Source organism: Streptococcus sp. 2022WUSS135, assembly GCF_044427045.1.
Taxonomy (GTDB): Bacteria; Bacillota; Bacilli; order Lactobacillales; family Streptococcaceae; genus Streptococcus; species Streptococcus hashimotonensis.
In genome coordinates, this window is the sequence record NZ_JAOTGL010000006.1 from 57,460 (window position 1) to 69,767 (window position 12,308).

Genomic DNA, 12,308 nt, shown 5'->3' on the forward strand with positions numbered 1-12,308 from the left:
TTTTGCATTCAATTAATTATTCAGCACCCAAGGCAGCTACTGTGATGTAGTTGTATGGTTTGTTGAAGTGTGGCAAGAAGAACAAGTCTGTCAAGGCCAATTTTTCGATTGTTACACCCTCTTGGATTGCCAATGAGAAGAGGTGGATACCCAATGAGATGTCTTCACGAGCAGCCATTTGCGCACCAAGGATACGACGTGAATCTTTATCGTAAACAATCTTGATAGTAACAGGGAAATTGCCGTGCTCCATGAATTCTGGTTTTTGATTGTCTGTTACTTCAGTAACAGCAGCGTTCAAACCAAGACGAGTAGCTTTTTCAAGTGTCAAACCAGTTGATACAAGGTTAAGACCATAGATAGAGATACCGTTAGAACCTTGTACACCAATACCTTCAAGATCAGTGCCACAGATGTTGTGTGCTGCTACGATACCAGTACGTACTGCGTTTGAAGCCAATGCGATGTAGCTTGTGTCGCCAGTAGCGTTATCGTAGATAGTTGCACAGTCACCGATAGCGTAAACACCTGGGATTGAAGTTTCTTGGCGTTTGTTTACAAGGAAGGCACCGTTACGGAAGCGCTCGATTCCTTCACCTGCAAATGCAGTGTTTGGACGGAAACCAACAGCTAAGATAACCATATCAACATCGTATTCGTTCTTGTCAGTGATGATTTTCTCAACTTTACCATTACCAGCAACCTCTTTAACAGTTTCGCCGAAGGCAAGTTTGATACCATGCTCTTCCAAGTTTTTAGCCATAAGGTCTGACAAGTCACGGTCATAGTACCCAGCCAAACATGTATCCACAACGTCAATAAGTACTACTTCTTTACCTTTACGTTGGAATGCTTCCGCAAGCTCAACACCGATGTAACCAGCACCAACAACTGCGACGCGGTTGATGTCTTTGTTTTTCAATTTTTCAATAACATCTGCTGAGTTTTGGTACAATTTAACGAATTGCAAGTTTTCAAGAGTTGCTTCAAATTCAAGAGAACCTTCTTTGATTTCAGCTCCTTTGATTGGTGGCAAGACAGGTTGTGAACCAGTTGCGAAAAGAAGTTTTTCAAATGATTCAACATGTTCTTGACCATTTACAAGCGCTGTAACTGTTTTGGCATCATAGTCAATATTTGTAACAGGTGATTCCATGTATACTGTCGCGCCCAATCTCTCCAACTCTTCTTTGTTTGAGTAGAAAAGTCCTTCAGGACCGCCAATTTGCTCACCGATCCACAAAGCCATACCACAACCCAAGAATGAAATATTTGAGTTTTGGTCAAATACAACGATTTCGTTTTCTTGACCATAATTTGTCAACATAGTTTTGATTGCGGCAGTACCAGCATGGTTAGCACCGACAACAACGATTTTAGCCATAATGTAAAATCTCACTTTCGAAAATATATTTTTTTACGAACTATATTATACAATACAAATGTTACCGATTTCAAAAAATATGCTCAGAATATCACATTTTTTTCAAAAAGTTTTTGAAATGCTATTTTCTTTAAACAATGTAAAGATATATAAAAGCAAAAAACCTAGATTTCTCTAGGTTTCTCTTAACGTACTTGTTCAAAACGTAGATGTACAATAATCTTATCGCCATAGCCGTTACGTTCCAAATCACGTTGCAAGCGATAGGAAATGTAATGCTCAGCAATAGAAATATACCCTGCATCTAAAAGACGGTGTTCAACTTGCGACTGAACCATGCTAATCGTTGGTCGCTCTGTATGAGCTTCTTCCAAGTCAAGCACTACTTTCTTTGTGACCTGTGCAAGATTTTTCCGCCAAGTTTCATCAATGACATAAACTGTCTGTGCAGCTTTAATGATGGCTTGGTAGATTTTATCTGGGTCAAATTCAACAATCTCTCCACTACGTTTAATGACTTGCATAAAAGCTCCTTTCTGGTTTTCAGTAAACCCTTTCATACTTACATTATCTAGGTTTTTATGCATTTTGTCAAGTATTCTTTTTCATAAATTTTGCCTTGGCTTATTTTCGCTGAAAGCCCTTTAGTATGATATAATGGACCTATTAAAATGAAATAAGGAGAAAATCATGACAAACGCAATGCCTAAACGTCAAGAAATTGATGTGCAATTAACTTGGGATACGGACATTCTATTTCCGACCCCTGATAACTACAAAGAAAATTTGGCAGCCTACGCTAAGCAAGTGACAGCTTTCGAATCGAATTACAAAGGGAAGCTAACTGATAAGGATACCATCGTTTCCGCCTTAACAGAATACGAAAAAATCGTTATTCTTGATAGCAGTCTTTCCCACTATGCCTTTTTGCCATTAGAAGTTGACAAGATGAATATTGAATTGGCGAGCCTGGCCAACGAATACGACCTCGTTTCTGCCAAGGCACGTCCTCAACGAGATTTCCTCTATTCAGAACTTGGTCAATTAGATGAAGCCTTTCTTCTTGAATTAAAAGAAGAACAACCACAATGGGCTGCTTTCTTCGATGCAATCCTACGTGATAAGCCGCATCAACTCCATCCGCTACAGGAAGAACTTCTCTCAAACTTCGCACCAACCTTTGGTCAGCCATATAATAACTACGGTGTGACCAAGTTTGAAGATATGACCTTTGATAACTTCGAGGCAAATGGCGAAACGCTCGGCAATAGCTATGTGCTCTTTGAAAATGATTATGAACTCAGCCATGATACCGAAATCCGTCGCAATTCAGCTGCTGGTTTCTATTCAACCTTGAAAAAATACAAGAATACAACTGCAACAACTTATTTGTCTCATATCAAAAACGAGCAAATCGAAGCTCGTTTGCGTGGATTTGACAATACGATCGACTTCCTCTTGCATAGTCAAAATGTCTCTCGTGATCTCTTTGACCGTCAGATTGATGTCATCATGAAAGAATTGGCTCCTCACATGCGTCGCTATGTCAAATTGGTTGCTAAGGCTCATGGTTTGGATAAAATCACTCATGCTGACTTGAAAATCAGTCTACCATCTGAATACAATCAACGCATTACTCCTGAAGAATCCAAACAATTCTTGATTGACTGCTTGGGTATTCTTGGAGAAGATTATGTAAAAATGATTGAACAATCATTTGATGAACGTTGGATTGACTTTGCTCAAAACGAAGGTAAGGCTACTGGTGGCTTCTGTGCTACTCTTTACGATGGACCATCCTATATCCTACTTTCATGGACAGGTTTGATGAACGAAGTCTTGGTATTGGCTCACGAATTGGGTCATGCTGGTCATTTCCAATTGGCTAAGAAACAAAGCGTCCTCAGCTACGATCCATCCCTCTACTTCATCGAGGCTCCTTCTACAGCTAATGAAGTCTTGACATGTAACACCCTTTTGAAAAACAACCAAGACCCTGGCTTCCAAGCTTACTTGATTAGCGAGTTGATCAGCCGTACTTACTTCCACAACATGGTCACTCACTTGCTTGAAGCAGCCTTCCAACGTGAAGTCTACACTCGTTTGGACAATGAAGAATACCTCAATGGTGATATTCTCTGCCAAATCAAGTTGGATGTCATCAAGGAATTCTGGGGTGAAGACTTTGAAATCGGTGACGATGCAGGTCTTATCTGGATGCGTCAACCGCACTACTACATTGGTTTGTATCCATATACCTACTCAGCTGGTTTGACCATCGGTACGGCTATGGCTAAGCAATTGGAAGAACATCCTGAAGAAGTTGTTGAAAAATGGTTGGAAACCTTGTCACTCGGTGCAAGTCTTTCTGCCCAAGACCTTGCTAAACACGCAGGTGTCGACGTTTCAACTGACCAACCACTCAAAGAAACCATCGCCTATGTTGGTTCCTTGGTGGATAAATTGGAATCCTTAATCTAATTACTCTTAAAGGCTTGAACAACTTGTTCAGGTCTTTTTTGTTTGCTTGTTTTCTCCATAAGACCAATTCCTCCCTTATTGGGTATCTATGTAATAAAAAAACTTCCCTAACCATTTGATATACTCCCCTTATAGTGGACAGTGAAAAAACAAAAATTTTCACTAGAAATTGCTGATTAGAGAAGGATATTTTTTTAAAAATGAGACCATAAAGGAGAGTAGCAAGCCTCCGATGATTGGACCAACTACTGGTACCCAAGCATAACTCCAATCCAAATCTCCCTTGTGCTTCAATGGAAGGATGGCATGCATAATACGAGGACCAAGCTTACACGCAGGGTTTAGGGCATATCCTGTCGGACCACCAAGAGAAACTCCGAGAGAAACAATCAAACCACCGACGATTAAAGTGCCAAGACCTGTAGGAAAATCATACTGACCGAAAGCCAGTAATCCCAAGACCAAAACAAAGGTTCCGATTGCTTCGCTAATTGTAAATGTCCCCCAGACGTTGCTCGCTCCCTTATTTCAAGGCTCACCTTAAATTACTTCGCTTTTTTATTTTCAAGCTCAGGTAAGAATAGTCCACTGGACTAGCTCGCCTTCGTATTTTTGGGCTCGGGTCTTCTGTGGTCACTTTCGTATTTCTTGGTGACCATCTGAAACAGTTCCCCGAACAAGCCTCGCTTTCGGGTTTTTGAGCTCGGGTTAAAAACGTCCACTGGACGTTTTTAATAATCCGGTCGTACGACTCCTGTTACGGTTGCTTTGGTTGCTTCGTAGTCGCCGTCAACGACTACTTTGATAATGCGTTTGGCATCTTCTTCTGGGCATGGAACCAACGGTAAGCGGAGTGGACCAACTTCAAATCCAAGATAGTTGAGAACTGCCTTAACTGGTGCAGGACTTGGATAGGAGAAGAGGGCATTGACTTTCGGGATGAATTTGCGTTGAATAGCAGCTGCTGTTCGAATATCTTGTTGTTCGATGGCTGTAAACATTTCATACATCTCATCACCATTCGTGTGAGATGCAACAGAAATCACACCATCTGCTCCCAAGTTCATTGCATGGAAAGCATCGCCATCCTCACCTGTATAAATCAAGAAGTCGTCAGGTCTATGCTCAATTAGGTAAGCCATGTTGGCAAGGCTGGTACACTCTTTAACACCGATGATGTTTGGATGCTCAGCCAAACGTAACATGGTTTCTGGCGTCATTTCAACCACGACACGACCTGGGATATTGTAGATAATGATTGGCAAATCAGAGGCATCCGCAATAGCCTTGAAGTGCTGATACATTCCCTCTTGAGAGGGTTTGTTGTAATATGGCACAATGGCAAGACCTGCCGCAAAGCCGCCGAATGCCGCCACTTCTTTGGCAAACTCAATCGAGTCGCGCGTATCATTTGTACCGATACCTGCAATCAAAGGAACACGACCGTTGACAATTTTTTGCACAGCACCAAATAGTTCCAGTTCTTCTTCGTGTGTCAGGGTTGGACTTTCGGCAGTTGTTCCTGCTAATAAAATCCCTTCTGTGTGATGGGACAACAGATGCTCAATCAATTCGGGTAAAACTTCAAAATTAATCGAGCCATCTTCTTTGAAAGGGGTAATCATTGCTGTAATAATTTTTACATCACGTAAATCTTGAATAGACATAGGCTTCCTCTCTTACTGATTGTTGCTAAAAAAGGCTGAGTGCAGCCTTTTGTGTACTTTGGATTAATGAAATTATTTCAATTCAAATTTCAAGTCTGCCGTTGAACGAACTAGACCACGCTCATGAAGGGTTTCAGCGATTTGAACAGAGTTCCATGCAGCACCTTTGAGCAAGTTGTCAGAAACAACCCACATGTGAATACCGTTTTCCTTATCCAAATCTTTACGGATACGACCAACAAAGGTATCACGGCTACCGACAGCGTTAATGGCTTGCGGATAAATTTGATTAGCCACATCGTCTTCTAAAACAGCTCCTGGGAAGGATGCAATAGCTGCCTTCACTTCTTCAATCGGTGCAATTTCTTTAGTTTCAATGTAAACAGACTCAGAGTGGGCAGACAAGACTGGAATACGGACGCAGGTTGCAGAAACAGCAATACTGTCATCTTCCATGATTTTCTTAGTCTCTTTTGTCATCTTCATCTCTTCATAAGTGTAGTCATTTTCAGTGAAGAGGTCGATTTGCGGAATAGCATTGAAAGCGATTGGGTAGTGCTTCTTATCGCCTCCAGAAGGAAGAATGTTTGCTTCTACAGCTTTTGGCTCTACACCATCATTCAAGACTGCACGCAATTGAGCTTGCGTTTCCAAGATAGCTCCCATACCAGCTCCAGAAACTGCCTGATAAGTAGATACGATGATCCGCTCCAAGCCCCATTTCTGACGAACAGGCTCCAAGGCAACCATCATTTGAATGGTTGAGCAGTTTGGACATGCAATGATACCATTGTGGGCATCCAGTGCGTGAGCATTTACCTCAGGAACAACCAACGGAACATCTGGATTTTGACGGAAGTAAGAGGTATTGTCAACAACTACAGCTCCTGCTTTTACAGCGTAAGGAGCATACTTGGCAGATGTAGAGCCACCAGCTGAGAAGAGGGCAATATCCACTCCTTCAAAGGCTGTTTCTGTTGTTTCTTCAATGACAATATCCTGTCCCTTAAACTGCAAAGTCTTGCCTGCTGAACGGGCAGAAGCAAGGAAACGCACTTTCTCGATTGGAAGTGTTGACTCTTCCAACATTTTAATCATTTGGGCACCGACTGCACCAGTGGCACCAACAACAGCTACTACATAGGCCATAGAAATCTCCTTTAAGTCAATTCTTCAAAATTTTCTAAATATTTTATATTTAACAATTATATCATAATTTTTTCAAATGAAAAGCCCTGAGAAAGAATTTCCCAAGGCAATTACTTCGAACCTCTATTCCAAGTTTAGATGGACATACTCAACTGTTAATGCTATTCTTATTTATCTAATGAGCGAACATAGTAGTCAACAGCCATCAGAGCTTCTGCTACATCTTCTGCTGAAATAGCAAATGGCATACCGTGAATTGTTTCTCCTTCAATCGTCGCTTGTTGGCCGACTTTCAATAGATCTTCATAACTAGCATCAGCCAAATGTAACTCCTCCAAAGTTGTTGGAAGATTCAAGGCTTGATAGAAACGGATGTATTTTTCCAATTCTTCTTTCGGACGGTTTTCCAAGAAGAGCTGGGTCAAGGTCCCATAAGCCACTTTTTCACCATGTGTCAAATGGTGAATGTCTCCCTCCAAGGCGGTGAATCCATTGTGTATCGCATGCGCCGCAGCCAAGCCTGCACTTTCAAAGCCTAAACCACTTAGCAAGGTATTTGCTTCAACAATATTCTCTAAAGCAGCTGTCACAACCTTGGCTTCACAGCTGGCCATAGCTTGCAGTCCGTATTCAAAGAGTGTTTGTTCACAGGCTTGTGCAATAGCGATACCAGCAAGTGTCTGACCTCCTCCTGCCATTGTTGTTCCATTGCTTTGTAAAATAGCACGCGCTTCTACCCACGTCGCCAAGCCATCCGCAATACCAGAAGCCAAAAGACGTGGCGGTGCTTGACAAATAATCGCTGTATCTACTAAGACAAGATCTGGATTTTTCTTATAGAAAATATAGCGTTCAAACGCCCCTTCTTCAGAATAAATGACAGATAAAGCAGATGTCGGAGCATCTGTTGAAGCAATAGTTGGAGCAATGACGACTGGCACTCCTAGTAAATCAGCAATCGCCTTGGCTGAGTCAATCGTCTTGCCACCACCTAGACCGATTACGACGTCACTAGCCTGTTCTTTTCCGATTTCTACGACGCGCTGGATTTCCTTGTCAGATGCTTCTCCATTAAAGGCAACACGATGGACTTGCATCCCTTCTTCAACGAGATAGGACAAAAACTTCTCACCGACAATCCCATATACTAAATCATCACAAAGAATCAAAGGCTTTGTTCCCAATTTTCCGATAGCTTCTGCACCTTGGAAAAGAACATGTTTACCTTGAATATAGCGAGATGGACTTGCAAATACTTTCATAAGAATTCCTCCTTGAAATAATAGATAGTGTTATATTAAGTAATAAACGACAGTTAGCATTGCCGAAAGCAAGAGGCATGATCCCGTATTTTAAATATTGCCATTGTACAGCGATGCCTACTAGCAACGTGTCGAGCAATCTTCTCCCATCTCTAGTGCAATTTCCTTGAAAACTGCCTCCAGCGACGATAGATTGCTAGAGTTGGCAGACAAAAGCAACTGTTGACACCACTTCAGCCTGGCTTGAAATTCTTCTGATTCCTGAGTCAAATAGGTCAGAAGCAAGTAGAGGACAAGATTTCGTTTCAATGGCTCATCCACTAAATCCTCTCTTCTTTCGCTGAGCTTTGATTCTATTTGTTGAATAACATCCCAAGCATCACCAGGTAGGTCTAATGTCACACAAGTAGAAAGAACTTCTAAGACATCTTGTACTTCTTTTGATAATATCCGAGCTTCAAAATCCTCTATAGCTTGAAGGCCACTATTAAATAAAACGCTTTCAAAACCTCTGATAAGAATATCATCTATCAAACTGAATAGATGATTTCTTTTTACTTCTTTTATGGCTGCCAGATAAAGAAGAGTATTGACCACTCCATTCATCAACTCCAAGGTAGGTTGTGTCAATAATTGGTCCCTATCCGCTATAATTAGCTGGATGGACTCATTAAACAATGGTCGCTCTCTTTTCATATTTTCCACCGATACCCGAGGCAGAGTGGTCAACGGTGAAGTCGGTATAAGAACAGCTGGCAAGTCTAGTAAATCCGCAACAGCCTTTGTACAAGCTGCCACAGAACTATTACCAATGCCAATAATATGGTCTGCACAATGTCGGAAACCAACTTCCCCACATTCTTCAACCAAGTTCTGGTCCCACTCCTCCATATAGGTTATTTTAACAATGAGTCCGTGACAAGTTAAAACTTTCACAAAGTTTTCTACAGTCGTATTATACTCCTGTTTTGCACATAAAACAAGGGGGCGATGACCTATTTTCAAAATGCCAATCGCACAAGTGTCTAAAAGATGATTTCCTTGGATAGTGCGTGAAAGACCTGAGAATTGTTTCATAGTGCCCCCTTATTTTTTAATATAGAACTGTTTAGATAGTATACCTTCCATGAATGGCAGACCAATCATCTGCAAAATCATTTACCGCCTTTTCAATTGATGGCATAGAAAAGGCTGCTTCAAATACATCTGCACCTGCCGTAATAGCCTGCGCCCCATTTGCAAATGCTTGGTTCACTTGATCTACATTTTTGAATGACGCCGCTAAAATTTTACTTTCTGAACACTCCCTGTCAATCGCTTCTGATAACTGAGCAATGACCGCATTCGAATCAATATTCAGATTGGCCATGCGATTGTAGTACGGTGCCAAGTAATCTGCACCCGCTTCAATAGCTAACAAGCCCTGAAAAACGGTATAAATCGCTGTTGCTGTAATCTGATAGCCTTGCGCTTTCAATGTTTTCATAGCAGCCAAACCAGCAGGCGTTACCGGAACCTTAATATAGACATTTTCCGGTGCCAATTCACGAATTTTTTTAGCGTCTGCCAAAATCCCTTTATAATCCTTTGCCACAACTTGCACATGTAGTGAAGCATTTGGACCGATGATGTCACGGATAAGGTGCAAACGTTCAAAAAAGTCAATGTCACCTTCTTTCTTCGCAATCGTTGGGTTTGAGGTCACCCCCGCAAGGGGTAAAACCTCAGCCCATTTTCGTATTTCCTCTATATTTAAGGTGTCCAGCATGAATTCCATAATAATAACCTCTTTTACAATGTATGTTCTGTACGACCAATGATGTCGTCTTGTGTTGCTCTCGACAATACATTGAAGAATGCTGAATAACCTGCTACACGGACAATCAAATCACGGTGTTTTTCAGGATGTAGTTGTGCATCAATCAAGGTTTCTCGAGAGACAACATTGTACTGAATATGATAGCCATGCAAGCGGTTAAAGAATGTCCGCAAGAGGGCAATTAATTTTTGTTTGTCTTCTTCTTTGGCAAGTGTTTGTGGATTGACCTTCTGATTGAGCAGAACGCCTCCAACAATTTCATGCGTTGGTAATTTGGCAACTGATTTCAAAACGGATGTCGGTCCATTTTTATCCATATTATGTGATGGAGAACAACCTTCTGCCAACGGTGTACCTGCATTTCGACCATCTGGAGTTGCCAAGGTACCACGCCCCTGTCCAACGTTTGCTGAAATGGATGATGTACCTGAATAACGGATACCACCAATCGGACCACGACCAAAGCGAGTATTTGGATATTTGGCAATCTCATCGATATAAATATCATACGCTGCTGTTACCAATTGGTCTGCATAATCATCATCGTTACCATATTTTGGTGCATCTTCAATCAACATTTCCTGGATTTCTTTACCACGCTCCCCAGCATAGTCTGTTTCCAAAGCATGCCACAATTCTTCTGGAGCCAATCGTCCTTCTTCAAAGACTAATTTTTTGATTGCTGCTAGAGAATCAGATAAATTGGCAATCCCAACCTGCAGACCAGAAATGTAATCGTAAATTGCTCCGCCTTCTTTCAGGTGCTTGCCACGACCGATACAGTCATCTGTTAGAGCCGAGCAGAGAATGTCTGGTACTTCTCTTTCTAAAGCAATGTCAATTGCATTTTCAACGATAACACTCATCCGTGTTAGATGACGAAGTGTCTTTTCCCATGCCGTTTCAAGCTCTTCAAAGGATTTCATATCTTTGAAGTGACCAAAGGCTGGTGCAAACCGTTTGCCTGATGCAGGATCGATACCATCATTCATGGTAATCAATAAAACTTTCGGGAAGTTCATATAGCTCATACCTGTACAACGGTAGCCCCATTTACCAGGAACAGCCGTTTCTACACAGCCAATCGCACTGTAGTCATAGGCATCCTCTTCCAAGACACCTTTCTCTATAAAGGATGGAATGATAATTTCATCGTTGTTGAAGGCAGGCATACCAAAACCAAGTTTCATGACTTCAATACATTCATTCATGAAGCGAGCATCTAGGCCTGCATGATAGCGAACAGTCAAGTTTGGCTGTGGCAGGTGTGTTTGGGCAACAGATTTCAATACTAAGCAAGAAAGTGGATTGACAGCATCCTTCTTATCACGTGTTTGTCCACCAATGGTTACATTTTGGTATAGTGGACTACCAGCAGATGAGAAGGTATGCGATTGACTACGAACCTTGTTGATAGTAATGGTCTTAATCCACAAGTTAGTCAAGCGTTCGACGATGCTGTCTTCCGTTTCACGTCCGGCTTCTAAATCAGCTTTCACATACGGATACATGTATTGGTCGAAACGTCCATAGGATAGAGAATGTCCATTTGACTCGATTTGCAAGATACACTGGATAAACCAGACAGATTGCACTGCCTCTGCAAATGTTTCAGCAGGTTCATACGGAACCTTCGCACAAATCCGTGCAATCTCCAGTAGTTCTTGACGGCGTTGAGCGGTTGGAGCTTTCTCTGCCAATTCAGTAGCCAAGGCGACAAAACGATCTGCGTATGCTTTCACCGCATCAATGATGATAAAGATTGAATCATAGAAATGATATTTATCAATACTTGCAGGATCCGTCAAATCGAGATTAGCCTTTGCTTCACGAACTCGCTCCTCAAAACCACGCAAACCTTGTTCCAATACCTTTTGGTAATTGACAGCCAAGTGGGCATCGCCAGAGTTCATCTTACCTTCCATACCAAAGAAGCCAGTTTCCATATAAACTTGAACTTCTTCTGGAAGTAAGACACCTGCGCGTGAACGAAGATTATTCTTTTCCCAGAATGGAGCGATGCTGCGCAACTGCTCCTTGGTTTCCTCGGTAATATAGAAGACATCCCCATCCCGTTTTTCGAATAAATCCAATTCATTCAATACAAACTCTAAGGTATATTCTGGGAAGATGGGAGCATCTTTATTTGAAGAAGCTTGGTTACCTGCAATCAGACTTTCTTCCTCAATATAAAGCGTCATGTTCTCCAATATTTCTTTGAGCATATAGGCCCTTTTTAAAACATTGGGTTTTTCTCTATGTTCTTGATAGGCTTTTGTTGCTAAAACAGCCCGTTCCGCGTCAATATAGGGCTTCTTATCAAGGACATCTTCTCTGTATTTGTTCATCCGATCTGTCAGACTTCCAAAATACTCAGTTTTAATGCTAGTGCCAGCTACTTCAGTCACTGTTTTCATAGTCTTACCCTTTCTTTCGAAACTTAATTTTGTTTCGTTTGTAAATTAAGTATATCCTGTAATAGGGGTTATTGTCAATTGATGCTAGTGAGAGCTAAGATTTCCGAAGCCAGCTGCACATTTGTGCAA

The 12,308-nt window shown here is 41.6% G+C and carries 9 protein-coding genes and 1 pseudogene; 1 reads left to right on the top strand and 9 read right to left on the bottom strand.

What is annotated here, in order from left to right; all coding sequences use genetic code 11:
* Positions 1 to 16: 16 nt before the first annotated feature.
* Both nox and ODU45_RS03410 read right to left on the bottom strand, forming a co-directional pair.
* The gene (nox, locus tag ODU45_RS03405; protein WP_105159885.1) at positions 17 to 1,384 is read right to left on the bottom strand and encodes a H2O-forming NADH oxidase; all 1,368 of its coding nucleotides are present in this window, start codon (positions 1,382 to 1,384) and stop codon (positions 17 to 19) included.
* A gap of 185 nt (positions 1,385 to 1,569) precedes the next feature.
* Complete coding sequence (locus ODU45_RS03410) at positions 1,570 to 1,908, bottom strand: ATP cone domain-containing protein (protein ID WP_002935455.1); 339 nt, start codon at positions 1,906 to 1,908, stop codon at positions 1,570 to 1,572.
* Between the two features lie 166 nt (positions 1,909 to 2,074).
* On the opposite strand from ODU45_RS03410, the gene pepF reads away from it, so the two are divergent.
* The gene (pepF, locus tag ODU45_RS03415) at positions 2,075 to 3,865 is read left to right on the top strand and encodes an oligoendopeptidase F (RefSeq protein WP_398580773.1); all 1,791 of its coding nucleotides are present in this window, start codon (positions 2,075 to 2,077) and stop codon (positions 3,863 to 3,865) included.
* Positions 3,866 to 4,084: 219 nt separating this feature from the next.
* Here the strand turns inward: pepF and ODU45_RS03420 are convergent.
* The 7 genes and pseudogenes from ODU45_RS03420 to ODU45_RS03450 form a co-directional block, all read right to left on the bottom strand.
* Positions 4,085 to 4,357, bottom strand: a pseudogene (locus ODU45_RS03420) (MIP/aquaporin family protein); the annotation flags it as partial.
* Between the two features lie 239 nt (positions 4,358 to 4,596).
* Positions 4,597 to 5,532 carry a 4-hydroxy-tetrahydrodipicolinate synthase gene (gene dapA, locus ODU45_RS03425; RefSeq protein WP_024400438.1) on the bottom strand — a complete coding sequence of 312 codons (936 nt, stop codon included), beginning with the start codon at positions 5,530 to 5,532 and terminating at the stop codon, positions 4,597 to 4,599.
* A 72-nt stretch (positions 5,533 to 5,604) separates the two neighbouring features.
* A complete protein-coding gene (locus tag ODU45_RS03430; RefSeq protein WP_398580774.1) occupies positions 5,605 to 6,681 on the bottom strand; it encodes an aspartate-semialdehyde dehydrogenase in 1,077 nt (358 codons plus the stop codon).
* A gap of 167 nt (positions 6,682 to 6,848) precedes the next feature.
* Positions 6,849 to 7,943 carry a glycerol dehydrogenase gene (locus tag ODU45_RS03435; protein WP_024384405.1) on the bottom strand — a complete coding sequence of 365 codons (1,095 nt, stop codon included), beginning with the start codon at positions 7,941 to 7,943 and terminating at the stop codon, positions 6,849 to 6,851.
* Positions 7,944 to 8,063: 120 nt separating this feature from the next.
* The gene (locus ODU45_RS03440; protein WP_398580775.1) at positions 8,064 to 9,020 is read right to left on the bottom strand and encodes a glycerol dehydrogenase; all 957 of its coding nucleotides are present in this window, start codon (positions 9,018 to 9,020) and stop codon (positions 8,064 to 8,066) included.
* Between the two features lie 31 nt (positions 9,021 to 9,051).
* Complete coding sequence (locus tag ODU45_RS03445; RefSeq protein ID WP_398580776.1) at positions 9,052 to 9,720, bottom strand: fructose-6-phosphate aldolase; 669 nt, start codon at positions 9,718 to 9,720, stop codon at positions 9,052 to 9,054.
* A 14-nt stretch (positions 9,721 to 9,734) separates the two neighbouring features.
* The gene (locus ODU45_RS03450) at positions 9,735 to 12,179 is read right to left on the bottom strand and encodes a glycyl radical protein (protein ID WP_398580777.1); all 2,445 of its coding nucleotides are present in this window, start codon (positions 12,177 to 12,179) and stop codon (positions 9,735 to 9,737) included.
* Positions 12,180 to 12,308 lie beyond the last annotated feature (129 nt).

Coding starts and splice junctions, on each gene's coding strand:
- nox (WP_105159885.1), bottom strand. CDS start 1,384: ATGGCTAAAATCGTTGTTGTCGGTGCTAACCATGCTGGTACTGCCGCA.
- pepF (WP_398580773.1), top strand. CDS start 2,075: ATGACAAACGCAATGCCTAAACGTCAAGAAATTGATGTGCAATTAACT.
- ODU45_RS03445 (WP_398580776.1), bottom strand. CDS start 9,720: ATGGAATTCATGCTGGACACCTTAAATATAGAGGAAATACGAAAATGG.
- ODU45_RS03440 (WP_398580775.1), bottom strand. CDS start 9,020: ATGAAACAATTCTCAGGTCTTTCACGCACTATCCAAGGAAATCATCTT.
- ODU45_RS03435 (WP_024384405.1), bottom strand. CDS start 7,943: ATGAAAGTATTTGCAAGTCCATCTCGCTATATTCAAGGTAAACATGTT.
- ODU45_RS03410 (WP_002935455.1), bottom strand. CDS start 1,908: ATGCAAGTCATTAAACGTAGTGGAGAGATTGTTGAATTTGACCCAGAT.
- ODU45_RS03430 (WP_398580774.1), bottom strand. CDS start 6,681: ATGGCCTATGTAGTAGCTGTTGTTGGTGCCACTGGTGCAGTCGGTGCC.
- dapA (WP_024400438.1), bottom strand. CDS start 5,532: ATGTCTATTCAAGATTTACGTGATGTAAAAATTATTACAGCAATGATT.
- ODU45_RS03450 (WP_398580777.1), bottom strand. CDS start 12,179: ATGAAAACAGTGACTGAAGTAGCTGGCACTAGCATTAAAACTGAGTAT.